Source organism: Streptococcus atopicus, from assembly GCF_049166725.1.
Taxonomy (GTDB): Bacteria; Bacillota; Bacilli; order Lactobacillales; family Streptococcaceae; genus Streptococcus; species Streptococcus hominis.
Genome location: NZ_JBMHFC010000010.1, coordinates 1 through 26,996, shown reverse-complemented (window position 1 = coordinate 26,996; position 26,996 = coordinate 1). Strand labels below are relative to the sequence as shown.

At 39.5% G+C, this 26,996-nt stretch carries 22 protein-coding genes and 1 pseudogene; 3 read left to right on the top strand and 20 right to left on the bottom strand.

Annotated elements, in window-relative coordinates; translation table 11 throughout:
* Positions 1-3: 3 nt before the first annotated feature.
* The 10 genes from ACOMA9_RS07330 to truA form a co-directional block, all read right to left on the bottom strand.
* Positions 4-1,983 carry a peptide ABC transporter substrate-binding protein gene (locus ACOMA9_RS07330; protein ID WP_330945224.1) on the bottom strand — a complete coding sequence of 660 codons (1,980 nt, stop codon included), beginning with the start codon at positions 1,981-1,983 and terminating at the stop codon, positions 4-6.
* Positions 1,984-2,179: 196 nt separating this feature from the next.
* Positions 2,180-4,156 carry a peptide ABC transporter substrate-binding protein gene (locus ACOMA9_RS07325; protein ID WP_330945225.1) on the bottom strand — a complete coding sequence of 659 codons (1,977 nt, stop codon included), beginning with the start codon at positions 4,154-4,156 and terminating at the stop codon, positions 2,180-2,182.
* A 164-nt stretch (positions 4,157-4,320) separates the two neighbouring features.
* Positions 4,321-5,007: a B3/B4 domain-containing protein gene (locus ACOMA9_RS07320; protein ID WP_247937061.1), complete on the bottom strand. Its 687-nt coding sequence runs from the start codon at positions 5,005-5,007 to the stop codon at positions 4,321-4,323.
* Positions 5,008-5,169: 162 nt separating this feature from the next.
* The gene (locus ACOMA9_RS07315; RefSeq protein ID WP_059221467.1) at positions 5,170-6,780 is read right to left on the bottom strand and encodes a CTP synthase; all 1,611 of its coding nucleotides are present in this window, start codon (positions 6,778-6,780) and stop codon (positions 5,170-5,172) included.
* Positions 6,781-6,962: 182 nt separating this feature from the next.
* Complete coding sequence (rpoE, locus tag ACOMA9_RS07310) at positions 6,963-7,550, bottom strand: DNA-directed RNA polymerase subunit delta (protein ID WP_003031757.1); 588 nt, start codon at positions 7,548-7,550, stop codon at positions 6,963-6,965.
* 237 nt (positions 7,551-7,787) lie between these two features.
* Positions 7,788-9,071, bottom strand: coding sequence for a trigger factor (gene tig / locus ACOMA9_RS07305; protein WP_049534453.1), 1,284 nt, complete (start codon positions 9,069-9,071; stop codon positions 7,788-7,790).
* 120 nt (positions 9,072-9,191) lie between these two features.
* A complete protein-coding gene (locus ACOMA9_RS07300) occupies positions 9,192-9,755 on the bottom strand; it encodes a TIGR01440 family protein (protein WP_049534455.1) in 564 nt (187 codons plus the stop codon).
* Positions 9,756-9,852: 97 nt separating this feature from the next.
* Positions 9,853-10,320, bottom strand: coding sequence for an ECF transporter S component (locus ACOMA9_RS07295; protein WP_037619444.1), 468 nt, complete (start codon positions 10,318-10,320; stop codon positions 9,853-9,855).
* Positions 10,298-11,071: a bifunctional hydroxymethylpyrimidine kinase/phosphomethylpyrimidine kinase gene (locus tag ACOMA9_RS07290; protein WP_330945227.1), complete on the bottom strand. Its 774-nt coding sequence runs from the start codon at positions 11,069-11,071 to the stop codon at positions 10,298-10,300. Before ACOMA9_RS07290 ends, ACOMA9_RS07295 begins: the two co-directional genes overlap by 23 nt.
* Positions 11,061-11,810, bottom strand: coding sequence for a tRNA pseudouridine(38-40) synthase TruA (gene truA / locus ACOMA9_RS07285; RefSeq protein WP_049534468.1), 750 nt, complete (start codon positions 11,808-11,810; stop codon positions 11,061-11,063). The genes ACOMA9_RS07290 and truA overlap by 11 nt, the downstream gene beginning before the upstream one ends.
* A 110-nt stretch (positions 11,811-11,920) precedes the next feature.
* Here truA and ACOMA9_RS07280 point away from each other — a divergent pair, with 110 nt between their 5' ends.
* Entirely contained in the window at positions 11,921-12,406 is a 486-nt protein-coding gene (locus ACOMA9_RS07280) for an NUDIX hydrolase (RefSeq protein ID WP_049534469.1), read from the top strand.
* A gap of 31 nt (positions 12,407-12,437) precedes the next feature.
* Here ACOMA9_RS07280 and dnaJ read toward each other — a convergent pair whose 3' ends face one another.
* The 10 genes and pseudogenes from dnaJ to ACOMA9_RS07230 form a co-directional block, all read right to left on the bottom strand.
* The gene (dnaJ, locus tag ACOMA9_RS07275) at positions 12,438-13,571 is read right to left on the bottom strand and encodes a molecular chaperone DnaJ (RefSeq protein ID WP_003039670.1); all 1,134 of its coding nucleotides are present in this window, start codon (positions 13,569-13,571) and stop codon (positions 12,438-12,440) included.
* Between the two features lie 454 nt (positions 13,572-14,025).
* Positions 14,026-15,858: a molecular chaperone DnaK gene (gene dnaK, locus ACOMA9_RS07270; protein WP_330945228.1), complete on the bottom strand. Its 1,833-nt coding sequence runs from the start codon at positions 15,856-15,858 to the stop codon at positions 14,026-14,028.
* A 212-nt stretch (positions 15,859-16,070) separates the two neighbouring features.
* On the bottom strand, positions 16,071-16,601 hold the full coding sequence (gene grpE / locus ACOMA9_RS07265; protein WP_004224126.1) for a nucleotide exchange factor GrpE: 531 nt from the start codon (positions 16,599-16,601) through the stop codon (positions 16,071-16,073).
* A gap of 59 nt (positions 16,602-16,660) precedes the next feature.
* Positions 16,661-17,695 (bottom strand): heat-inducible transcriptional repressor HrcA, encoded by a 1,035-nt coding sequence (gene hrcA, locus ACOMA9_RS07260; protein WP_004224128.1) that lies wholly within the window; start codon positions 17,693-17,695, stop codon positions 16,661-16,663.
* Between the two features lie 272 nt (positions 17,696-17,967).
* On the bottom strand, positions 17,968-18,657 hold the full coding sequence (locus tag ACOMA9_RS07255) for a histidine phosphatase family protein (protein ID WP_151380019.1): 690 nt from the start codon (positions 18,655-18,657) through the stop codon (positions 17,968-17,970).
* A gap of 136 nt (positions 18,658-18,793) precedes the next feature.
* Complete coding sequence (locus tag ACOMA9_RS07250; RefSeq protein ID WP_004224131.1) at positions 18,794-19,489, bottom strand: histidine phosphatase family protein; 696 nt, start codon at positions 19,487-19,489, stop codon at positions 18,794-18,796.
* A gap of 46 nt (positions 19,490-19,535) precedes the next feature.
* Positions 19,536-20,873, bottom strand: a complete 1,338-nt coding sequence (locus tag ACOMA9_RS07245; protein WP_330945231.1) for a PFL family protein — start codon at positions 20,871-20,873, stop codon at positions 19,536-19,538.
* A gap of 12 nt (positions 20,874-20,885) precedes the next feature.
* A complete protein-coding gene (locus ACOMA9_RS07240) occupies positions 20,886-21,152 on the bottom strand; it encodes an ACT domain-containing protein (RefSeq protein ID WP_003026213.1) in 267 nt (88 codons plus the stop codon).
* Between the two features lie 67 nt (positions 21,153-21,219).
* Positions 21,220-21,357: pseudogene (locus tag ACOMA9_RS07235) on the bottom strand (GNAT family N-acetyltransferase); the annotation flags it as partial.
* 6 nt (positions 21,358-21,363) lie between these two features.
* Positions 21,364-21,870 (bottom strand): L-2-amino-thiazoline-4-carboxylic acid hydrolase, encoded by a 507-nt coding sequence (locus tag ACOMA9_RS07230; protein WP_247905909.1) that lies wholly within the window; start codon positions 21,868-21,870, stop codon positions 21,364-21,366.
* A gap of 511 nt (positions 21,871-22,381) precedes the next feature.
* Here ACOMA9_RS07230 and ACOMA9_RS07225 point away from each other — a divergent pair.
* Both ACOMA9_RS07225 and ACOMA9_RS07220 read left to right on the top strand, forming a co-directional pair.
* Positions 22,382-25,594, top strand: a complete 3,213-nt coding sequence (locus ACOMA9_RS07225; protein ID WP_330945232.1) for an LPXTG-anchored zinc carboxypeptidase — start codon at positions 22,382-22,384, stop codon at positions 25,592-25,594.
* Between the two features lie 244 nt (positions 25,595-25,838).
* A complete protein-coding gene (locus ACOMA9_RS07220; RefSeq protein WP_106083167.1) occupies positions 25,839-26,420 on the top strand; it encodes a TetR/AcrR family transcriptional regulator in 582 nt (193 codons plus the stop codon).
* The last annotated feature ends 576 nt before the right edge of the window (positions 26,421-26,996 follow it).

The following is a 26,996-nucleotide window of genomic DNA, read 5'->3' as shown; positions in this document are numbered from 1 at the left end:
CAATTATTTAACATGATCTGCAAGTTCTTCTTGAGCTTTTTTATTAGATTTTGATCGCTCTTTATTCCATTTAGTCATAGCTTTCTTGTACTGATCTTGTGTAACAGGCTCATCTTGGAGTTCAAGATATTTATATAGAATGATTTCACTATTCCCTTTGTTTCCTGACCAAGCAAATGGATTAGTAAATGGCACTGTGCGAGAAAGAATTGGACGACCAGTCAAGGTTGTTGTCGGAATAACCAAAGCATTATCTGTCAACCAAGCTTGTGCTGCAGCATATTTTTCATAACGTGCATTCGTATTAGTGGTTTCTTTTTCAGCCTCATTCAGTAATTTTTCATATTCGTTCATACCAACTTGTGCTGCAGCAGCGTTATTCGTGCCTGCATCAAATCCTAGATAAGTCTTAGTGCTTTCACCGCTTGAAGGTTTGATAACATCAAGATAGGTAGATGGGTCTTGGAAGTCTGGACTCCAACCAACATTATCAGAAAGATCCCAATCTTCTGCCGCTGCAGATTCGGCAAAGTAAGTGATATTATTCACGTCGTCTTTAGACATTTGTTGAATATCAATCACAACATTTTCTTTACCAAGATTCTTTTCAATTGATTGCTTCAATGATTGTACGCGTTGAACTTTATTAGTCGCTGTTTGGTCAACTGGCATATCAATGTGGATTGGGAATTGAACGCCGTCTGCTTGAAGCGCCGCTTTAGCTTTGGCTAATTTTTCCTTGGCTTTGGTTGGATTGTAAAGTCCGTCTTGCGCATCATTTAAGTTGACATCTTTCCAACTTTCATCGTAGCCGACTAATTTTTCTTTGACTAATTCTCCAAAGCTCTTGTCATCTGTTTGAACAAACGTTGGTGGTACAAAGAGGTTACGAAGCATCTTCGTTGCACCATCTTTACCATTTACTTGTGATGCATAAGCTGTGCGGTCAAATGCAAATGTAATGGCTTGACGGAAGTCTTTATTTAGCAAAGCTTTCTTAGTAGAAGTCTTTTGAGCATCTGTTGTCTTTGAAGTATGTTTGTAAGATTGACGGTCAATGTTTGTAGCTACTAGGTAAGTCGTTGCATCTTGCGGAGTATAAACGATGTTATCTTTGTATTTCTTGCTGACAGAAGCATAACTTGGACTTGTTGGAAATACTTTGGCATTAGTAAATGAACCATCGCTAAATCCTTTAGCAAGTTTGTCCTGGTCTTGACCATCATAGTAAGACAACTTGATGTTATCAATGTGCACATTTTTCTTATCCCAATAGTTTGGATTTTTCGCAAATTCGACAGATGATTTTGCTGTGATAGATTTTAGCAAGTATGGTCCATTATAAAGAAGACTAGATGGATCTGTTGCTTGTGCAAATTTATTGCCTTTTGATTTCAAAAATTCTGCATTAACTGGTGCTAGAACACCCATTGTTGTTTTTGAGTTCCAAAAACTTTCTGGTCGATTAAGAGTGTATTGAACCGTGTAATCATCGACTGCTTTGATACCGACAGAAGAGAAATCTTTATTTTCACCTTTCATGTAAGCATCCAAGCCTTTAACAGAATCTTGCACCAAGTAAATAGCATCAGATTTATTGTCTGCAGCATATTTTAAGCCCGTTACAAAGTCTTGTGCCTTAACCTCTGCATACTCTTCGCCTTCTGATGTGTACCATTTCACACCCTTACGAAGTGTATAAGTATAAGTCAAGCCATCTTTAGAGACGGTCCAATCCTTCGCCATAGAAGGAACTAGATTTCCATAACGGTCATTTTCCAAAAGTCCGTCAATAACATTGCTGGTAAGATTTGCAGTAGCTGCTTTCCCAGTTGTCAAATAGTTCAAATTATCTGGATCCTGCTCATAAACATATGAGAATGTTTTATTCCCAGAGCTTGTTTTAGAGCTAGAACAAGCTGCTAGAGTTCCTGTTGCAAGCAAGGCTAGCGCTGCAAGGGTAATGACTTTACTTTTTTTCATGAATATTCCTCCCAAAATCATTATTTTTATACATTCTAGCACACAAAAAGTAAAAAGTAAATAGAATTTTCTAAATTTTATGACATATTTTTCAGACCTAGTATCAAAGGGATTATATTAATCTTACAATTTTATAGATAGAAAAAAGCAGATGAAACCCACTTTTAAGTGAGTTTTACCTGCTTTTATAAATGTATTATTTTACATGATCAGCTAATTCATCTTGAGCTTTTTTATTAGACTCGGCTTTTTCTTTTTGCCATTTCTTCTTAGCTGCTTCATAGTCTTTCTTAGTGACAGTATCGTTACCGACTTTAATGTATTTGAAGTAGGTTGAGCTACCTTTACTACCTGTTTGCGCAAATGCACCTGAGAACGGTTGAATGCGTGACACAAAAGTTCCGGCACCTGTTGAAGCCATTGTTGGTAAGACAAGTGAACTGTCTGTTAACCAAGCTTGTGCTGCTGCATATTTTTCATAACGTTTTGCAATGTCTGTTGTTTCTGCACCTGCTTCATCGACTAATTTATTATATTCATCCAAGCCAACTGCTTTAGCACCAGCATTTTCACTACCAGAGTCAAATCCAAACCAAGTTTTCGTATTATCAGAAGCTGTTGATTTCAAAATGTCAAGATAAGTAGATGGATCTTGATAGTCGGGATTCCAACCAACAGCGCCTGAGATATCCCAGTCTTCTCCAGCTGCATTTGGAGCATAGTAAGTGACGTTGTTAAAGTCATCTTCTGACATCATGTTCAAGTCCATGACAACATTTTCTTTACCAAGTACTTTTTCAACAGACTGTTTCAAAGATTGCATACGAGCAACATAGTTCTTAGAAGTTTCTACAGTAGGAACATCTAAATGGATTGGGAATTTCACACCTTGAGCTTGCAAAGCTTCTTTTGCTTTTGCAAATTTCGCTTTTGCTTTGTCTGGATTGTACAAACCGTTTTGTGAATCTGCTAATTTGACACCCTTCCAGTCATCACCATAGCTAGCTAATTTTTCTTCTACAACATCGCTAAATGATTTTTCTCCAACTTGGACAAAGTCAGACGGTACAAACATATTGCGGATTGCTTTAGCAGCGCCCTCTTTACCATTGACTTGTGCAGCGTAAGAGTCGCGGTCAAGCGCAAAGTTCAGCGCTTGACGGAAGTCTTTGTTCAACAATGCCTTTTTCGTTGAATTTTTTTCTTCATCTGTTTTCTTAGCCGTATGGTTGTAAGATTGACGGTCAATATTAAGGGCTAAAGCAGCCGTTCCAGAGCCTGCTTCTGCTGTATAGATATTGTCCTTGAATTGTTTTTCAAAAGTTGCAAAGTTTGAACTTGTTGGGAAGAGGCGTGCGTATGAGTATGCCCCATCTTTGAAATTACGAGCCAATGAGTCTTGGTCTTGACCATCATAGTAAGCAAGTTTAATGCTATCAACTTTTACTTTATCTTTATCCCAATAATGTTTGTTTTTAACATATTCTACCGCAGATTTTGCTGTGATAGCTTTCATCAAGAATGGTCCATTATAAAGGATTGAGTTAGGGTCTGTTGATTGGCCAAATTTATTTCCTTTAGATTTCAAAAATTCGGCATTGATTGGCCACATAATGGCAGAGGTTGTCTTAGAATTCCAATATGGTTCTGGCTTGTTCAATGTATACTGAACAGTATAATCATCAACTGCTTTCACACCTACCGTTGAAAAGTCTTTTGTTTGACCATTCACGTAAGCATCTAAACCTTTAATTGAGTTTTGAACCAAATAAAGCGCCTCAGATTTTTTATCGGCAGCATGTTTCAAACCAGTTACAAAGTCTTGCGCTTTAACTTCTGCGTATTCTTCCCCTTCTGATGTGTACCATTTGGCACCCTTACGAAGTTTATAAGTATAGGTTAAACCATCTTTTGATACAGTCCATGACTTAGCCATTGATGGTACAAGATTTCCATATTTGTCATTTTCTAACAATCCGTCAACTCCATTTGTCACAAGATCGCTAGTGGTTGCTTTTCCTGATGTTACATAATCCAAAGTTTCTGGATCACTAGAATACACATAACCAAATTTTGTTTCAGCTGAGCTCGATTTCGAACCCGAGCAAGCAGCTAAAAGACCAGACGTTAAAAGAGCTAGCCCCGCAACTGCGATGATTTTACTTTTTTTCATAGTTACCTCCGAAAAGTATGATATATTCTAATTATACTATATCTTCATAAAAAGTAAAGAATTTTCAAACAAATCTTTTACTAAAAAATGTGATTGTATTCCAAATGCTTTCAAACAACGGACTCACTTCTCGTATCCTATTGATGGATACATTGCTTTTTAGGTTATTTCCCCTCTGGGTGAATGACATACGTTTCAAAATCCAGATTCGGCATACATTCTGCCAAATCGTTCTCAATGCGCTCCAGTGCTTCTAAACGCATTTCCACAGATGTATAAGCATTTCCTTGAATGATAAAAATAGCATTCTTTGTCTCGTCATCAAATTTATAGTTTTCTCCGTCACGAACATCTAGCCATGCTAAAATTCCTTTTTGATCACGATAAACATAATCAGTCTGTGAAACGTGTTTTTCCGTAGATAAAATCGGTAGAAAAACATCTTCTTTTTGACTAACCGTAAATTCAATTTGCCCCGCTATTTTATCCAAATCATGCCCACCAATGGCTAATAAAGAATGTAAAGATTCAACATTATAAATATCAATAATACTATTAATATTCGGGATGGATCCACGATGTCGAATATTCCGAATAAGCGCCAAAACGGTAGGAGGATTCTTCTTGACACTACGTCCGACACTTTGCAATAAATCCTTGTAGCCTTGAATGACTGGAGTATCAGACACCTCATCGATATCGCAATTCAATGCCCACTTTTCCATCTCTTTTTGCTTTTTCAAAAATGAAGCAGGTAAAGGTGCACGTGGATCTACATTTTTAGCGATGCCAATAACCACATTTTTAATCCCAAGCATTGCGAGACTTTCATTCAGTATAAACTTCATCATGATCCACCTCCGTTTTATTATTTATTGAGCTCATCAACTATTCAAATTGTATCATTTTTAGGAGAAAATTTCTTACTTTAGTTTTAAAATGCTGTCTTTCATCCATATTGACAAATTTTTCTCCTATGAGAAATGCTAAAAAGACTGGAATTGCTTCCAATCTTATTTCTCACTATTTTCAACTGCTGCTGTGACAAAAGCGGTATAAAGTCCTTCTGGACGATTAGGACGGCTAGATAATTCTGGGTGGTATTGACAAGCCACAAAGAATTTATTTTCTGGCATTTCAACAATTTCCACCAGACGATTATCAGGTGAAACTCCTGAGAATACAAAACCAGCATCTTCAAATTGTTGACGGAATTCATTGTTAAATTCGTAACGGTGACGGTGACGACGCTGAACAACTTCTTGATTGTCATAAGCTGCAGCCGCTTTGGAACCGCGTTTCAACTTAGACGGATAAAGTCCTAAACGAAGCGTCCCTCCCATATCTTCTACATCAATCTGATCCCGCATCAAATCTATAACAGGATGTTTCGTATCTGGATTTAGTTCTGAAGAATTAGCATCATCAAATCCCAGCACATGGCGAGCAAATTCAACACAAGTCAACTGCATACCAAGACAAATTCCAAGCATTGGCACATCATTTTCACGAGCATATTGAATCGTCGCAATCTTTCCTTCGGTCCCACGATGACCAAAGCCACCCGGCACAATGATACCGTCTGCATCTTTCAGTAATTCGGCGACATTTTCAGTTGTGACATCATTCGCATTGACCCAATTCAGCTTGATTTCCGCATCGTTGGCATAACCAGAGTGCTTGAGAGCTTCTACAACAGAGATGTACGCATCTGGTAGTTCCACATATTTTCCAACTAGTGCAATTTTTACTTGTTTCTTCAAGTTCATGACTTTATCAACCATAGCAGACCACTCTGTCATATCTGCTTCTGGCACGTCCAACTTCAAGTGATCACAAACGATTTGATCCATGTTTTGTGCTTGCAAGTTCAGCGGAATTTGATACAAATGTTCCACATCTAGCGACTCAATCACTGCTTCTGGTGCTACATCACAAAACTGTGCCAATTTATTCTTAATATTTTGACCGGCTGGCTTTTCGGTGCGAATGACCAGCATATTCGGTTGAATACCCAGACCACGCAATTCTTTTACAGAGTGTTGAGTTGGCTTGGTTTTCATTTCCCCAGCTGCCTTAAGATATGGAAGCAAGGTCGTGTGAATATACATTACATTATCTGCACCGACATCTGCCTTCATTTGACGAAGCGCTTCTAAGAATGGCAAGCTTTCAATATCTCCAACAGTTCCTCCCACTTCTGTGATAATCACATCAGAATCTGTTGTCGTTGCAGCACGCTTAATTTTTTCTTTTAAAGCATCTGTAATGTGTGGAATGACTTGAACTGTTGCTCCAAGGTACTCACCTTTACGCTCTTTTCGAAGAACTTCACTATAAATCTTACCTGTTGTGACATTTGAATATTTATTTAGGTTAATATCAATAAAGCGTTCATAGTGCCCCAGATCCAAGTCTGTCTCTGCACCGTCGTCCGTCACAAACACTTCCCCGTGTTGGTAAGGACTCATCGTTCCTGGGTCAATATTGATATATGGGTCAAACTTTTGAATAGTCACCTTAAGGCCACGGTTTTTCAAGAGACGACCAAGACTTGCTGCCACAATCCCTTTACCGATCGAACTAACTACACCACCTGTAACAAAAATATATTTTGTTGCCATAAATACTCCTTATCTAAAATACAACGTCCATTGCTTTTTAAGACGTGTTCATGAATAGCAAAACAAAAATAGCTCCCTAGAGCTAGGGAGCTTCGACTTCTTAAAAGAAGTGCCCGATATTATAATATCGCAGAATAAAACTTTTGTCAAATGAGAAAATAAGAATACATCATTAAATTTGACTATTCTTCATCTTCTCCATCTACTTCATCGTCAGAATAATCTTCGTCCTCTTCATTGAGTTCGACTTCTTCACCTAAATCATCAGGTGCGATTTCATTGATTTCAGCATCATACGCTTCAACTTCACTCTTCTCGTCGTCCGGATTGTCCTCGTCGTAACTTAGAGCAGGATCAGCTTCGTATGAGTCTTCATCCTCTGGATCATCATCACTGTAATCAATAGCATTTTCATCACCGTCCATAAAGGCGTTCACACGTTTCTTCTTCCGTTTCTTCGGAGTTTCTTCATCGTCTTCTTCAAGTGTGATAATTTCTTCATCCACCTCGTCAATCGCATACCATGAACGCAAGCCCCATTTGTTATCTCCAAGAGGAATGAAACTGCCGTCTACATTTAGCTCTGTATAAAAAAGCGGCAAGGCTTCACGAATATCACTATTTGATTTTTCAAGGTAATTTTGAATTTCATTGACAAGATCATTAAAATACATTTCATGATTGCGACCACGTGTTTCTAAGATAGCACGCGCTACTTCAATCATAGAAAGTTCACTTTTTTCTTGTCCAGCAAATACTTCTAATTCCAAAGTCAATCTCCTTTTAAGTCTGAGGGCTTCTGCCCTGTTGGCTCTCAAATATTTAATTTATTGAATTTTTCGCTACTTTTTATTGTACGATAAAAATCTTCTTTCGTCAAAAGAATTTTATCCTCTATTCAAGAAAATCACCATTTTTACCAAAATGACTTCCGCTTTTATAAAAAAAGAAGCAAAAAGGCAATTCAGCCGAATTTCCGACTGAACTTGCCTTATGTTATCGTTCGATTATTTTACTTTTGCAGTACTTGTAATCAATTCAACGGCTTTTTTAATCACAATATCATGTTTCAACATATCTGCTGAAAGAAGTTGACGAACGCGCTCTACTTCCATGCTGTAATCAGCGGCAAGTGAAGCAATTTCTGCTTCAATGTCTTCATCACTTGCTTCAAATCCTTCTGCTTTCGCAACAGCTTCAATCACAAGGTTGGTTTTAGTACGTTTTTCAGCATCAGCTTCATGTTGCTTGTGAAGGTCTTCTTGCGTTGTACCAGTGATTTGGAAATACATATCTGGTGAAATACCTTGACGTTGCATGTTTCCAAGGAATTCATTCACAGAGCGATGAACTTCTTCGTGAACCATTTCTTCTGGCAACTCAACGATTTCTGCATTTTCTACTGCAAGATCAAGTGCTGCAGATTCAACTGCGTCATCAAAAGCAATTTCTTTTGATTCAGCTAATTCTTTGCGGTATTTTTCTTTTAATTCGTCAAGTGTTTCAACATCTTCGTCAATGTCTTTCGCTAGTTCATCATCTAGTTCTGGAACTTCTTTTTCTTTGACTTCATGAATGGTTGTAACAAACTTAGCATCTTTACCTGCAAGGTCTGTTGCTTGATAGTCTTCTGGGAATGTTACGTTTACTTCTACTGTTTCGCCAGCAGCATGTCCAACCAATTGATCCTCAAAACCTGGAATGAATTGACCGCTTCCGAGTTCAAGTGAGAAGTTATCTCCTTTACCGCCGTCAAATTCAACGCCGTCAACTGTTCCAACAAAATCAATCACAACTGTGTCGCCATTAGCAGCCTTGTCTTCTTTCAATACAAGCTCTGCTAAATTGTTGCGCTCACGTTCAATTCTTGCGTCTACATCTGCGTCAGATACTTCTTTAGAGACATCAACAGATACTTCTAGATTTTTATATTCACCTAATTTTACTTCAGGTTTTGTAACCACTTCAGCGGTAATGGTCCAATCTTGACCTTTTTCCATAGAAGCCACGTCAAATTGTGGTTGGGCAACAACTTCAATTTCTGCTTCTTTAACTGCAGCTTCATAAGCAGCTGGGAGAAGGGCGTTCAGTGTGTCTTGGTAAAGAGCTTCTTCCCCAAATTTTTGGTTAAACACCGGGCGAGGAAGATGACCTTTACGGAAACCTGGTACATTCAGAGTTTTCTTAACTGAGTTAAACACGCGATCCAATTCTGGCTTGATTTGTTCTTGACTGATTGTAAATGTCAAAACTCCGCGATTTGTTTCTTTGTTTTCAAATGATACAGACATTCTGTCATTTCTCCTTAAAATTTATTGAATACAATCAATTATACCATAAATACACGTTATTTCACAAATTTTCTAATGAAAAATTTAACGATTTTTCCGTCCATTTGCTGATTTTGCTCTTTATGCTTTCCGAATTTTATCCTTTTGGTAAGCAGCTCGTGCTCCACCGATTAGCTTAGGGCGGCTAGCGAGCGCAGTCACATGCGCTTCTCCGAGTTCTCTCAAAATTGGTCGAACTGGGATTTGAACGTGTTTAACATGCATACCAATCGCCGTATCTCCGATATCTAGCCCCGCTTGAGCCGTGATAAATTCCACCTCAACTGGATCGTTCATATATTTAAAAGCAGCTAACTGCCCGCTTCCACCGGCATGCAGAGTGGGCAAGACATTGACAATTTCTAGATTTCGTTTTTGAGCCAACTCTCGCTCCACAACCAAGGCTCGATTAACATGTTCGCAGCCTTGAACAGCTAAGTAAAGACCACGCTCGGATAACATATCCAATATGGTTTTGACAATGACTTCTCCCACTTCTTGGCTGGAATTTTTTCCAATATGCCCTCCAATCACCTCACTGGAAGAAAGTCCAATCACAAAAATATCACCAGCAGAAAGAACTGATTTTTCTAAAACATCTGCTAAAATTGTTTGTGTTTGTTCTCTAAGTTTTTGTAAATTCATGATTTCACCTCGTTTTAATTGTATTATAAATGATTTTTATTGCTTTTACAAACTGAAATTCTTAAAAGTAAAAAGGGCACAACACCCCTTATTTACTTTATTTTTTCAAAACATCCACCAACAGTTTATTCAAGATTACCCCAACAATCATTCCTAAAGTATTTTGACAGAAGTTAGAAAATATTTCTGGAAAAGCTGCTCCCCAACCATGCATGATCGTGGAAGCAACAGCATACCCCCCTACCATAACAAGCGTCGCCAATACTAAACCAAGATAACGACTTTTCCCTTTAAAACCCGCAAAATAACCTTGTAGACCATGAAAAATCATGCTAAAAAACATCCACTGCGGATAACCCGAAATCAAATCAATAAGAAATCCGGCTAAACCACCAACAATTGCTCCTTCTTTTCTGCCAAAATAAAAGGCGGCAAAGAAAATTCCTGTATCAAGAAAAGTTAAAATTCCCGTTGGCGTTGGAATTTTTAAATAATATCCCAAAACAACTGTCAAAGCAGCAATCATAGATAAAAGGACAAGTTTATGCGTCTGATTCTTTTTCATATTGAACAACTCCATATTGATCTGAATGTTGGATAGCTCGGTAAACAAATTCTTTTGAATTTTGAACCGCTTCAAAAGTTGACTTCCCTAATAATAGCTGACCGGCAATGCTGGAAGCAAAGGTGCAACCCGCTCCGATATTATTTTTGTCTAAAACAGGCGATTCCAAAATTTTAAATTGCTCTCCGTCATAATAAACATCTATTGCTTTTTGAGAATCTAAGCGGTTTCCTCCTTTGATAACAACGGATTTAGCACCCAAAGAATGGAGAAGTCTAGCCGCTTCTTTGACATCCTCTATTGTTCGTAATTCTTTTTGAGCCAAGAGTTCAGCTTCTGGTAAATTAGGCGTGATAATGTTTGTATAAGGGAAAAACTTGATGAGCTCATCTCGAAGTGCCGAAACCTCCACATCATGGCTTTCCTTGCAAACTAAGACAGGGTCTAACACAACAGGAGTCTCTGCATGAGCTTTCACAAAATCCAAAGCCAAATCTGCCACTTCTACATTGGGCAAAAGCCCCAATTTAATAGCTGAAAAAGGCACATTCTTAAGAGAGTTGAGCTGCTGAGAAAAGACTGTCGTATCTACAGGAATAATCTCAAAACCTTGCTCCGTCATGGCGGTCAAGCAAGTCACTGACACAAAACCATGTAGTCGGTTGACCGTGTAAGTCGCTAAATCAGCATGCAGTCCGCCGCCACTAAAAATATCATTCCCTGATATAGCTAAAATAAAGTTATTCTTCATATCGTATCTCCTTTAGATAAAGTCCGTTCGAGGCTGCTGTTGGTCCTGCTAAATGACGATCTTTTTCTGTTAAAATTCTATCAATCTGCTCGACTGGCATTCGTTTATTTCCAATTTTCAATAAAGTACCGACCATATTGCGAATTTGCTTATACAAGAAGCCATTGCCAGAGAAAGTAAAAATCAGAAAGTTGCGTTTCTCATCAAAGTCTAAGCGTGCTTTTGTAATCGTCCGAACTTTATTTTCCACACTAGTTCCTGAAGCTGTAAAACCCGTAAAATCATGAGTTCCTTCTAACTTTTCAATAGCTTCTTCAATCAAACTCAAATCAAGCGGATAAGGGTAATGGGTTGCATAATAGCGCATCATAGGATTTTTAGGACGCCCGATATCCACTATAAATTCATAGGTCTTGCTGTGTTTGCAATACCTAGAATGAAAATTATCATTCACCTCTTCTACACTGATAAAATCAATATCTTCCGGTGTTTGCGTATCTAGCGCAAAGCGCAGCTTTTCTTCATCTCTTTTTTGCGGCAAATCAAAATGAATAACTTGTCCTAGCGCATGAACGCCACTGTCTGTGCGTCCAGCTCCATGAACGATGACAGGCTTTCCTCTATTGATTTTAGTTAAAGTCTTTTCAATCTCTTCTTGAACGCTACGAGCATGAGGTTGCCGCTGAAAACCAGCAAAGCCATGACCGTCGTAAGAAATAATCGCTTTATATCGTGTCATGTGTTTATTGTAACAAGAAATAAATTGGAAAACAAGAAACTAAAAACACAACTGTCCGGGGACAGGTTTTCATTGAAAATATGCTACACTAGAATACGGAGGAAAGATAAATGACTGATATTACTTTTTGCAAAAAGAAATCTCGATTTCGTTACAAAACTGCTGCCGTCATTATTGAAGAAGGCGCGCTTGCTTTTATGACCAATCCAAACGAGGATTATTTTTATCCTTTAGGTGGAGCTGTTCAGCTAGGAGAAACTTCAGAAGAAGCGATTCTTCGAGAAATTAAGGAAGAAACTGGACAGGACTACGAAATCGATCGATTGCTGTTCATTCACGAAAATTTTTTCCAACAAAATTCTGGCAAGTTAGCTGGTCTGAATTGCCATGAAATTTCCTTTTATTACTTGATGAAGTCAAAAGGCCAGCAGTTCCCAAGCTTATCTCCTCGTGAAACAGTTGAATGGATTCCACTAGATCGAATGGATGAGTATCAAGCCTACCCAAATTTTCTAGCAAAACTTGTTTCCACACAACCAACTGGTATCAAGCGCGTCATCACCAAAGATGAAAAACACACAATTTTATCCTTATAATATAAAAGAGCAGCGTCAAACTGCTCTTTTCTTATTGCTCAAAGGCATCTTTCATTTTATCAAAGAAACCCTTTTTCTTTGGATTGACTTTCATATCACCAGCTTCTGCGAACTCTTTCAACGCTGCTTTTTGTTTGTCATTAAGTCCTGTCGGTGTTACAACATTGACTGTGACATACTGGTCTCCCATGCTGCCGCCACGAAGGCTCGGTGCTCCCTTTCCACGCAGGCGGAAGCGTTTGCCGGTTTGTGTTCCTTCTGGAATGGTTAATTCCACATCACCGTGAACGGTTGGTATTTCCACGCTATCACCTAAAGCTGCTTGAACGAAATTGAGATTGAGCTTATAATAAATGGTTGAGCCATCCCGTTCAAACTTGTCACTTGATTCCACCTGAACGACGACATACAAATCACCATAAGGTCCACCATTGAAACCAGCTTCACCTTGCCCAGATAAGCGAACTTGTTGACCAGTTTCAACACCTGCTGGAATTTTAACATGAACACTATGAGCTTGCTTTTCATGCCCTGTTCCGTGACAAGTTTGGCAAGGGTCTTTGATTTCTTGTCCACGCCCATGGCAGACATCACAAGTGACTTGACGACGCATCATTCCAAGTGGGGTTTGCGTATCCACATTGATGACACCAGATCCGTGACAACGGCTACAAGTTATTGGGCTAGTTCCTGGTTTCGCGCCCGAACCGTGACAAGTATGGCAGGTAGCCTCACGATTGTATTTAATTTCTTTGTCCGTACCAAAAATCGCTTCTTCAAACTTAAGGTTGACCCGATATTGAAGATCATCTCCTTGACGAGGTGCATTGGGATTGCGACTTGCACCACCCCCACCAAAGAAGCTAGAAAAAATATCTTCAAAACCTCCAAAGCTAGAACCGTCAAAGCCACCAAAACCGCCAGCTCCACCGCCGAAGCCTCCGTTAGCTCCCGCAGCACCATATTGGTCATAGGCTGCCCGTTTTTGCTCATCACTCAAGGTTTCATAGGCCTCTTGGACTTCCTTGTATTTCTCTTCAGCACCCGGTTCTTTATTGATGTCTGGGTGATATTTCTTTGATAATTTCCGATAGGCTTTCTTAATCTCATCCTGAGATGCGTTTTTTGAAACGCCTAAACGGTCATAAAATTCTGTATTGTTCATATAAGATACTAAGAGCGAACAGAAAGCGACTGAAATTTAGGAAACCGACAAGAAATCCTGATTTCTTAAGAGGTTTATCTAATTTCCGAGCTTTCCGCTCGTGTTCAATTCCATGAACACTCTTTGTTCCTTTCTGTTATTGTTACGAAACAAACCAATATTTAGGTTGGGTTCAGTTCCTCTTTATCCAAAAACAGAGGTTGGTTTATCAACCCCTGAATTTATCTGTTACAAATCGGCTACAAGTAAGATTGAGCAAGCACTAAATTATAATCCGCAATCGTTCTTGCCAAGATGTGACAAAGGAGGTTTCAGGATTTTCCTGAAGCACTCCTGTCTCATCGTTACGATGGGAGAAAGCAAAGACGATTTTTTCTTTGTTTTCGATCTAGTAAGCCGCCTAGCTTGACCGCCTTATAGCGGCAAGCGTTAGCAGATGAGCTGCTTTGGCGTCTTATTTCTCCGTAAACTCACCGTCTACGACATCATCACCTTTGTTGTCGCCTGTACTTGTTTGGCTTGCACCTTCTGCTCCTGCTTGAGCTTGTTGGGCTGCAGCCGCTTGTTCGTAAAGTTTCACAGCGAGGGCTTGCGCTTTTTCATTGAGTGCTTCAAGTTTTGCTTTCATGTCATCCAAGTTGTTATCTTCTTGAGCTTTCTTAAGGTCATCAAGGGCAGCTTGGGCAGCGTCGCGCTCTGCGTCGAAGCCTTTTCCTTCTGTTTCTTTGATTGTCTTTTCAGTTGCAAAGATTGCTTGATCCACTTCGTTACGAAGATCTACTTCTTCTTTACGTTTTTTATCTGCTTCAGCGTTTGCTTCTGCATCTTTCATCATGCGGTCAATTTCTTCGTCTGTCAAACCGGAGTTCGATTGAATAACGATGTGTTGTTCTTTTTGCGTACCAAGGTCTTTAGCCTTAACAGACACGATACCGTTCTTATCAATGTCAAATGTTACTTCGATTTGAGGGATTCCGCGAGGAGCAGCTGGGATATCTGTCAATTGGAAACGTCCAAGAGTCTTGTTATCTGCTGCCATTGGGCGTTCCCCTTGAAGAACGTGGATATCAACAGCTGGTTGGTTGTCTGCTGCAGTTGAGAAGACTTGTGATTTAGATGTTGGAATCGTTGTGTTGCGGTCAATCAGTTTAGTGAAGACACCACCCATTGTTTCAATACCAAGTGACAACGGTGTTACGTCAAGAAGAACGACGTCTTTAACATCACCAGTAATGACACCTCCTTGGATAGCAGCACCCATAGCAACCACTTCGTCAGGGTTTACAGATTTGTTTGGCTCTTTACCAGTTTCAGCTTTTACTGCTTCCACAACGGCAGGGATACGGGTTGAACCACCAACAAGAATAACTTCATCAATTTCTGACAAGCTAAGACCAGCGTCAGACAATGCACGACGAACAGGTTCTTTTGTGCGATCCACAAGGTCATGCGTTAAATCGTCAAATTTTGCACGAGTCAGAGTCATTTCCAAGTGGAGAGGTCCAGCGTCACCAGCTGTGATAAACGGCAAGCTGATTTGCGTAGAAGTCACACCTGAAAGGTCTTTCTTAGCTTTTTCAGCTGCATCCTTCAAACGTTGAAGAGCCATCTTATCAGTTGACAAATCAATACCGTTTTCTTTCTTGAACTCTGCTACCATATAGTCGATAATCTTTTGGTCAAAGTCATCACCACCGAGTTTATTGTCCCCTGCAGTTGCTAGCACATCAAAGACACCGTCGCCTAATTCAAGGATTGACACGTCAAATGTACCACCACCAAGGTCAAATACAAGGATTTTTTCTTCTTTATCTGTCTTGTCCAAACCATAAGCAAGGGCTGCTGCTGTTGGTTCGTTGACAATCCGTTCTACTTCAAGACCAGCAATTTTACCAGCATCTTTAGTTGCTTGACGTTGGGCATCGTTGAAGTAAGCAGGAACTGTGATAACTGCTTTGGTTACTTTTTCACCAAGGTAATCTTCAGCATAGCCTTTCAAATATTGAAGAATCATAGCTGAGATTTCTTGTGGAGTATACTCTTTCCCATTTGCTGAAACTTTTTCAGAAGTTCCCATTTTTGATTTAATGGAGATAATCGTATCAGGGTTTGTCACCGCTTGACGTTTTGCTGCGTCACCAACGATGATTTCACCATTTTTGAAAGACACCACTGAAGGTGTTGTACGGTTACCTTCTGGATTTGCGATAATTTTGCTTTCAGTTCCTTCAAGAACTGCAACTGCTGAATTTGTTGTACCTAAGTCAATACCAATAATTTTACTCATTATTTTTTCCTCTTTATTTTAGAATTTCTTTTTTGATACTCTTCTTAAGTGGCGGCGCCATCAGAGCTTGATTAAGTCAATCTCTTTATTAAAGTTTGCGCAGAGAGCACCACGGTGAAGAGTGTCGCTAATTGTTCGCTTCGCTCACGGTTTAGCAGAGCGAAAATATATTTTCTTTCTTCATAGTTTACCGTCGTTTCGGACGAGATCTTTTATTCTGCTACTACTACCATAGCTGGTCTTAGGAGACGTTCATGGAGTTTGTAGCCCTTTTGGAAGACTTGTGCGATGCTTCCAGCTGGGTGATCATCATCTGCCGGCACCGTCTGAATAGCCATATGGAAGTTGTGATCAAACTCACCGTCTATCGGAACCTCTTCAATTCCTTCATCTTTAAGAGCGGCAATCAAACTTTCCTGTACCATTTCTAGCCCTTTTCGGACATCATCAGTCAATCCTTCGACTGCCAAGGCACGTTCTAAGTTGTCCAGCGAAGGAAGGATTGCTTTCCCTAAGTCTTGGCTACGATATTTCTGCAATTGTTGACGTTCTTCATTTGCTCGGCGCTGAATATTTTGCATTTCAGCAGCTGCACGAAGATATTTGTTTTCAAATTCGTCTGCGCGCTCATTCGCCAAGTCCAATTCAGACTTCTCAGGAGCTACCTCTGTTGTTTCTTCAGACGTTTCTTCTACTGAAACGTCCTCTTTTTTTACTTCTTCTTGCTGTTTTTCTTCTGCCACTAGGCACCTCCTTATGATCTTTTGATTATTTTTCTATCATAGCTATCAGCTTTGTCGCCTTAATGCACTTCATAATGATTGCTACTCAGATATCTATAAAAATCTGTGAGCTTCATCGTTAAAACGCGATTGACAACATTGAGTTGACTGACAACTCGCTGATAATCTAAATTGACTGGTCCAATGACCGCTAGCATGCCAAATCCCCGGTAAGGAATGAGAAATTTGCTAGAGATGAGCGTCAAATTCGCCAGACTACTTTCTCTGCTATCTGCCACGCGCACCGTCTGCATTTGATCTTCAGCTAAACTATCTCGAATTTCAAAAGCCACTTTTTGCGGTTGGTCAAAGAATTGATAACTCTTTAGATCTGAAAAATTTAGCAGCTTCACCTTACCAGATACAATGACATTTTCTTTGAAAATATCACTAAAGATATGCTCGAAAAGATCCATAACATTATCGGTCGTTGTAAAATAACGCTGAATAATTTGTGGAATCTCTGTCCGAATCTTATAGTGAATATCCAGAACTGTCTGTCCTAAGAAACGCTCTTGTATCAATTCTTTCAGCTGAATCAAATCACCTCGCAAGAAATTACGGGGAATCATGAACTGGCTGGTAATCGTATTGGATTCATCCAAAGTAAAGACTGCTAAAGCTGTATGCTGGCTGAGAATCACAATGTCAAAAGCTGTCAAGCGTTGTTGACTCGGTTCTACATCAAGTGCTACCACCGTACATCCACTTAGCATTGAAAGAACGTCTGCTGCCTGTTGAAGAACATCCTCTAGTTTGAAGAATTCACGGTCAAATGCCTTGATTACTTCATAGAGTTCATTTTCAGCAAGACGATCAAAGGAAAGGGAATGTTTGACAAAGTATTGAAAACCCGCAACACTTGGCTTGCGTCCGCTTGATGTGTGCGCTTTTTCCAAAAGCCCCTGCTTTTCAAGAACAGCCATATCATTACGAATCGTCGCGCTGCTAGACTGGATTGATTCTTGTAGGGCTTTGGATCCGACTGGCTCATGGGTCTTTGTAAAGATGTCAATAATCAAGTTTAAAATCTCATTCTGACGTTCCGTTACCATAACATCACCCCTTTCAGCTTTCAGCTGGAATATGAGATTTTCTTTTTAGCACTCTAAACACCTGAGTGCTAACTTATGATTCTATTATACACGGTTCATTTTTAAAGTCAAGACAAAAACTCAAAAAATTAGCACTCTTTTAAAAAGAGTGCTAAAAATCAGTCTGAGGACCTACAAAATATCTTATAGAAGATGTTATAAATCTTAAACTTTCCTCAATGTTAAATAAAACCGTAGCAAATTCACACGAATTGCACTACTAAAAACTACTCTTACTCAATCTCATCCAGTATTTTCTTGCCAACCTCACGATAAGACATATCTCCAATGCAGTCAACTGTAAATTGACCATTCTCGTATTCAATGACGGTCACACTACCATTGTCTAAACCATGTGGTCTTGTTTGGTCAATGAGGTACACAAATGTTCCAATGGTCATACCGTGGCTAACAATCAGTGCATTGCCTCCATCAGCAGCTTCGATTTCCTTGGCAATATCTGAAAATCCTTCCCAAATACGGCTGCTCAATTTTTCCCAACTCTCAGCCCAACCAGCTGTATCAACTTCTACCAGGCCTTCAGCCAGCTCAGGGTAACTCAATTGATGAACATGCTCTACATTGAAAACACGGGGCATCACTCCCATAAACAATTCACCATCGTAAGCTCCATCGAAACTACCAAAACACCATTCACGAATTCGCTTATCTGTGCGATAAGGAATGCGCCCTGTCAAGTCAAGTTCTTCTAAAATAATCCCCATGGTTTGAATTGTACGCCCGCTATCGCTAGAAAAAGCTTTTTTGAATGGAAGTCCTGACTCGCGAAGCCCAATTCCTAGCTCACGAATGCCACGTTCTCCTGCAGCGGTCAAAGGCGTATCAGACCAGCCTTGTGCCCGACCGATTGTATTAAACATGGTCTTCCCATGGCGAACAATGTATAATCTTGTTTTTGCCATATTTTACCTCCGTTTTTCTTACTATATTGTATCATTTTTTTGCAGAAAGTCGTTTGAGAGATAAAAGAAAAATCAGGAGTAAGATGAAAGCCACAATTCGTGAAAATCAACTTTTCTCACATTCCCGTTTTTGCGATTATTTCTGCCCTTCCAATATCTTAGCACCTACTTGGCGATAAGACATGTCTCCTAACGCTTGAATGGTGAATTTCCCATTTTCATACTCCACGACCGTTACACTGCCATTTTGTACGCCAGGATTTAAAATAATAGACGGATCAATCAAACAAGTAAAGGCACCGATTGTCATGCTGTGACTGACGACAAGAGCATTGCCCCCACCAGCAGCTTCTACCTCTTGCGCAATAGCTGTGAAACCATCTAGAATACGTCCACTCAGCTTTTCCCAAGGTTCTGCCCAGCCAGCTGTATCCACTTCGACTAGACCGTCTGCTAATTCCTGCAAGGTTAGTTTCTTATAGTCTTCAACATCCAGCACTCGTGGAATCACGCCATGAAACAGATCGCCACCATAAGCACCGTCGAAACTGCCAAAACACCATTCGCGGATTCGCTTGTCAAAGGTATAAGGAATTTTGCCTGTTAAACCGAGCTCTTCAAGGACAATCCCCATGGTCTGAATTGTCCGCCCAGAATCGCTGGAAAAAGCTCTTGTAAATGTAAGTCCTGATTCTCGCAAACCAATTCCTAATTCATGGATGCCACGTTCCCCTTCAGCCGTAAGCGGCGTATCACTCCAACCTTGCGCCCGACCAATTGTATTAAACATCGTTTTTCCATGACGAATAATGTATAATTTCGTTTTTGCCATTTCAATCTCCTTTTCAAAAGAAAAGGCCTGTCATGCAGACCTTATTTTAATTTTTAAAACTATGAATCGGTGCTGGAATTTGTCCACCACGCGCGATAAAATCAGCTGATGAAGCTTTATTGACTCTCATCACTGGTGCCGTCCCTAAAAGACCGCCAAACTCAATCATGTCGCCTTCTTTTCCTTTTGGAATAATTCGTACCGCTGTTGTCTTTTGATTGATAACACCGATAGCGGCTTCGTCGGCAATCATGGCAGCAATGGTTTCAGAAGGCGTGTCTGCTGGAATGGCAATCATATCCAATCCAACCGAGCAAATTGCGGTCATGGCCTCTAATTTTTCTAAATTGAGGGAACCGTTTTGAACCGCTGCTATCATACCTTCGTCCTCTGATACAGGAATAAAGGCACCTGATAGACCGCCAACCTGATTGCAAGCCATGACGCCACCTTTTTTGACTTGATCATTGAGCAAAGCCAGAGCGGCGGTTGTGCCATGCGTACCGACTGTTTCCAAGCCCATTTCTTCCAGAACGCGGGCAACAGAGTCACCAACAGCAGGTGTTGGCGCCAAGCTCAAATCAACAATCCCGAATTTAACACCCAGCCGCTCACTAGCCATCTGTCCGACAAGCTGACCGATCCGAGTGATTTTAAAAGCTGTTTTCTTGACTGTTTCCGCTACTACATCAAAACTTTCGCCGCGAACTTTTTCAAGGGCACGTTTGACGACACCAGGTCCTGACACACCTACATTGATGACGACATCAGCTTCGCCAACGCCATGAAAGGCCCCAGCCATAAAAGGATTATCCTCGACCGCATTAGCAAAGACAACCAGTTTCGCTGCCCCCATGTCAGAAAGTTCTGCAGTTTCTTTGATAACACGTCCCATATCTGCAACCGCCGTCATGTTAATCCCAGACTTGGTGGACCCAATATTAATAGATGAGCAAACCTTATCAGTCTCCGCTAAAGCTCGCGGAATGGAACGGATAAGGATTTCATCTCCTTTTTGATAACCCTTTTGCACCAGAGCAGAAAAACCACCGATAAAATCGACACCGATTTCTTTTGCTGCTCGATCCAGCGCTTTTGCTAGAAGCACATAGTCATCACTATCTGTCGCAGCGCCAATCAAGGAAATCGGGGTCACCGATACACGTTTGTTGACAATGGGAATGCCCAGCTCCGCAGCTATTTCATCACCAACTGCCACCAAATCTTGAGCTTTCGTGGTGATTTTTTGATAGATTTTTTCCGCTGCTCGCTCAATATACGTATCAATACAGTCGAGAAGTGAAATCCCCATGGTAATCGTCCGAATATCAAAATTCTGCTCCTCAATCATGGAAATGGTTTCAGTAACTTGCTTTATATCCATTTTTCACCTCTATTAGATATTGTACATAGCGTCAAAAATCGCTGCACTTTGAATGTTAATTTTGACATTGAGTGTATTGCCAAAGGCTTCAAATTCATTGCGCAATTCTGTAAAATCTTTCTTCTCTTCACTAGAAACAACCGCCATCATAGTGAAAAATTCATCTAAAACAGTCTGTGATATATCATCAATATTCAAACCAAGCTCTGCAATTTTGCTCGAAACTCCTGCCACAATCCCTGTTCTATCCTTACCAACAACCGTAATAATTGCTTTCATTTTTTACTCCAATCACAGTACTTTGTCTTATTGTAGCATAAGTAGGAAGAATTTGCATAAAAAGTTCAATTTCTTTAAAACTTTCTAAATCAAAATAGTTAATTGGTCTAGGAAGTAAATTCTGCTCAAAATACTTTTGATTTTCTTTTTCAAAAGAGTATATATCAATACTATTTTCTTGAGACATCAATTCTAAACTTATCATCTTAAATCATATCAATTCCTCATGATGTTCCTGTCTTCCTAAAGCGCAAAGACCACACCGATGATATATCACCGTATATTCATTTTCATCTCTCCCTAAAATTAGTTCCGTGTTCCAATTAAATTCACTATCAGGCTGCATTCGCAATCTTGTTTTTTCGATTTTCTTTTTTTGAGCTTTTCTATCAAATACCTTTTGTCTTTGAAAAGTTTTCTTCAATATTGGAGCTTCTATTGCAGCATTCACCATTTCCCCAAACTGCTCTTGATTCATTTTTCCTGCCATTGCCCCATATATGGACAACCACAGCATTCCACCTGCAAGGGGTATTCTAAAGGGATTTTTTCTAAAACTGCCTATATTCGGCGTGCGTTTTACCATATCTCTATAATTGCTTTTAGAAAGGTTTTTACTATTCTTTATATCAATATCCGTCCAAGATTGTTCTATAAATTTGAATATGCTAGGCAATAAAGCATACCATATTATTTTTTCACATAGTGAATTTCTCATAATATCCCACCTTCCTAAAATCTTTAATATATATGGTATCATACCACTTTTAAGACAATTTCCCCATCGTCAAATTTCCTACTCGCTCCCAGAAATCGATACAAAGACAATCTACTTTTTCTTCATTCTTTTTAAAATGTATAATCTTTAACTACTTATCTTGAAAGATTTCCTTGCTATCAAGGGCAAAGAATATTTCAGTTGCAAAAGTCTTACCTCTAACCTTCTTCATTAGAACATTGTCAGACTTTCGAGGTGAAGTTTATTCTTTGATAGTCTTTAGTGTGTGCTTTGGGATTTTCTGCTATTCAATTCCTGCCAAAATTCATTACATATCTATTTATTTTGATACATTTCTATTTTTTGTCTACACTTTTGATTGAAACCGTTTACACTTTCTGGTATACTATCTTTGTATACTTCAAATAATAAGGGGAGAAAAATAACAGAGAATAACTAAGAGCTATTTTCGTTATTTTTGGTGCCTTCAATTTCATAAAGGAGGTTTCTTATGAAAAATTCATATAAGAAACGGTTGTACACAAATGTTCTCAGCTTGTCGGCTGCCGTTCTTGTTGCAGTTTTAACGCAAGGAACTGCTGCTGCCGATACGCAAGATAGCACAGAGACACAGCCTATTGCTAACAAGACAGAAACGGTAGTCCCTGCCGAAAAGTCAAGTACAGAAACAAACGCAACAGAAGCAACGGCAACGCCAGATTCTTCATCAGCTGAAGCTCAGCTTCTCACAACAACCAATCAAGAAGAAGCACAGAAATCAGAAAGTGCTCCTTCAATAGACAGTTCGACTTCTACTACAAACGAATCCGAAACAGTGACTCCTGCAACACCTGCAAAACCAGAAACACGAGCAGCTGGAACAGAAGAAAAGAAGGTTCAATTAGCTGATAGTACAGTCCATATGTCTGAAAAAGCTACCATTACTGAGACTGTACAGGAACAAGGAGCCGCTGCTGGCAAGGTGACTTGGAAATTAGATAATAAGCCAATCGCTGAATGGAAAACTTGGAATATGGAAAAAGGAGACTTTTCAGGAGATTCCTTTGTCACCATTGAGGAAACAACCAATGGCTCTGACCTCAAACTTTCTCTCAAATTCAATGAATTATTTGGAAAGGATTTAAGTCTTCGGACACCAAACAATATCCGAAGAACCTATCGGCAATTCATCGGAAATCATGAGCTCGTTGGAACAGATGAAGAATCCGGTCTGACGATTCGAAAAACACTTGTTTTCCGACCATATGAAAACTTCCATACTCACGAAGAAATGTTAGCTGCTATCGAAAAAAGTCGACAAGAAGCTAAAAATGATCGGCTTGTTCAAATTGAAGACATTGGTACCAGCGCTCAAGGACGGAAAATTAAGTTAGGCATTATCAGTTCTGATCAAAAAAGCATTGATGATTACCTAAACTCAACCAATAAAATGGCGCTAACCAAACCAGCTGAAATGTTAGCAGCTCTGAAAAATGGCACACTGGACTATAAACTGCCAGTCCTTATCAACAATACCCACGCCGATGAACAACCTGCTATCGACATTATCACTGGACTCTTCAATACTTTTGCGACCAAAGATCAAATTTCTTTCCAAACCACCGATGCCAATGGAAATGCTAAGACTGTCACACTCAGCGTCAAAGAACTCCTCAAGAAATTCATTTTCCTCTTTGACTTTACTGAAAATCCTGACGGAGATGTTGCCAATACCCGTGCCCTAGCTAACGGAATCGATCCAAACCGCGATACTAGCTATCAGGCCAACCCAGAAACCCGGACTGTTGCTGGACTCATCAACAAATGGAATCCAATTGCACTTTACGACATCCACGGTTTTGTCAAGGACTTCCTGATTGAGCCAGCTACTCCACCGCATGATCCCAACTTTGAATATGACCTTTTGGCAAAAAATATGTTGGAAAACGCCCACCACATGGGCCGGGCTGGTGTTGCCAATTCCAAGTATGATCACTACATCATTCCGAAGTTAGACTGGGGCGATGGCTGGGATGACTCTTTCTCTGGCTACACTGGTGTCTATGCTATGTACCACGGAATATTAGGACATACCGTTGAAATCCCTGAGGGCAATCAAGAATCCTATAAAGCTGGTTATTACGCTGTCCTTGGAGGTATCTCTTACCTGTCCCAAAATCCTGATAAACTCATGGAAATGCGCCTCAACTTCTACCTTCGCGGTGTGAACAAAATAGAAGATCCAAAAGCTGAAAATGAATTAGTTGGACCAGATGGTAAAGTGGTCGGTCGTATCAAACATGGACAAAAGAAATTCTTCCCAGATTATTATGTGATTCCAATGGGACTTGACAAATCAAACGACTCTCAACAAGCCTTCAATATGATTGAATACTTCAAGAGAAACGGCGTTGTCATTCAAGAATTGAAGGAAGACACTGGCGGTTATAAGAAGGGTGATTTGGTTGTTGACATGGCACAAGCTAAACGTGGCTATGCCAACCATATCCTCTACAAGGGCTCCAACGAATCTGCTTGGGCTGCTATGTATGCAGAATTGCTGGTTAATTTCCCGGATATGAGGGGATTCAAAGCAGTAGCAGTCTTTAAAGAAAAACTCTTTGACGGTAAACTCGGTGAAGTAACTACTCTTCGCGCTACTCGGACTAGCGAAATTGACCACAAAGCACCATATTATGTCATTGCCAATACTTCAGAAAGTGCCGTTCGCGCTGTCAATCGTGCAATCCGAGACGGCAAGAAAGTTTATTTGACAGACGATGGCTACATCGTGGATACACCTACTTTTGCCAACCTGCTGAAAAACTATGCAATCTATGGAGATGCCCTTTATAAAACTCCTCAAGGGCAAACCTTAAAAGCTCTAAAAGTTTATGCACCGCCTCATCAATACTATTGGGCTGGTGTGGATACTCCTGCTCATACCGCTCTTGCTTTGAAGAATTTAGGATTTGACATTGTCAATACCCCTGAAGAAGCTGATGTGATTGTTTTAGAAAGTGACAACTTTGACAAGTCCCTCCTTGGTCTGAAGCCAACTATTGTAGTAGGCGGAACTGCTATGCAACGCCTTGAAGAACTCAGTGTGGTTGACGGCTTTGACGCAGAACAACTCAAAAATGGTGGTGATTATGAAGGCCTGATGAAAGCTATCATTGATGACAAAGATCCGTTGACTAGTGGTTACAATAAGAATGATCTTTTCTATTCTAATTCTGGAAACTGGATTGCTAAGGTACCTGCAAATTTCAAGACATTAGCTTCGATTGCTGGCAGTGATTATTATATCGCTGGTTGGTGGCCAGGTAATGAACAGTTAGCCAATAAGATTGTAGCTATTTCTGGTAGCTACAAAGAACAACCACTCTTTATTTATGCTGGCAACCCAACAAACCGTCTTCACACGATTCATTTCTACCGTTGGGTATCCAATGCTATCTTTGGCAGTCAATTAGCTCAACTGAAAGATCTTGAGAAAGAACAAAAACCTTCTACTGAAGTTGTTGAAATCATCAATCAAAAACCTCAGGCTGGTCAAGCTACAACCCTACGCTACACTCCTCAACCTCAAATCATGAACGCTACTCGAAAAGCTCAACTTCCACAAACAGGAAGCAAAGAAAATCAAAGTAGCTTGGTTATTGCTAGCATGTTCATTCTTGTCAGCGGTTATTTGCTCCACTTAAAGAAAAAAGAAGAATAAAAATTCTCTTTTCTAACTCAAAACTTCCTCGGAGTTAATGTTCGAGGAAGTTTGTTTTTATAAATAGAAGACATCAGATGCCCGATATTTTATTTTTTCATAAAAATTAGCAAGTCCCTATTAAAAATTGAACTGGTTTAATTACATAGAAAGCACCTCAAATTTTCTGACAGCCATTTTTATGCTTTAAATTGAATTCTTTCTTCATTTTCATTATACTAAAAAGAGAGAGGAGTTGTTTTATATGGTAAAAGGTAATCAACAAAAGATTTTGGATGCTTTCTATGACTTGGCAATGCAAAATCCTGATGAAGTCAATCTCTCAATGAGTGACCTCGCCAAGAAAGCTGGCATTTCACGCCAAGCAATTTATAAACATCATTTCCATAATGTTGACGATATTATTGAATCAATTCATGAGAACATTGATAAACCTATTTATGAGGCTTTTTTAGAATACAATACACTAACAAATAAAGACCCCTTTCTTTTCATTGCAGATAATATTTTCCCTATTCTTTATGAAAATCGAAAATGGCTAAAAATGCTGTATTCTAGCTCAACGGACCCTTATTGGATCAATTATTTAAAAAAGATTTACACAAAATGGGCACTTGAAAATATCAAACCGAATCAATCCCTTGTTGATTTGCCAGATGACTTTATCATCTCTCTATTAGTACATTATGTGATTGCCAACATTGAAGTGTGGCTCACCCAAGAAAAGCCAATTCCGCCACAAATCTTCAAAGAAAAATTTTTAACCCTTGTTCATTCTTCTCTTGACCAATACATCTCACTAGACGAAGATGATCATACAGACTAAAAAAAAGAGCCCGAAAAATCTAGTCTTTAGAATATAGTCATTTTTCCTAGCTGGTAATTTTTGACAGAATAGCCCATACAATCAATATGTTTGTAAAGGCTATTTTTGTATCTCTTTTTCCTTGGTTTGTAACAGCAACATTTAAACAGTGCTCTGACTTTCATATAATTTAGAATTCAGCAAAGAAAGAAATGATTTATCTACTTTTAAAGTAATCATCAGACTACAATTTACTACTTATATGACTGATGATGACAAACATTAGCGTAAAAATAATGGGTAAAATAGGAAGCACTATGGTAAAACTTCATAAATACAACTGCATAACTAAAAACTACATCAACACCTCTACCATCGTTCCAATGGCCGTTGGAAAAATCGCCTACCGAACCCTAAAATAAATAATGGTGTGAAAAGTGGTGTGAATTTTGCTAAAAAATCATCAAACGTACTAAAATTAGTAGTGGTGAAATCTCCGACGGGAGAGAGTACTCACTGCTTTTTCTTTATGTTAAAGTAGAGGTGTCTTGTTAAGTCGTGGGTGTTTTTGACGCTAGACGTCGTACAAAAAACTAG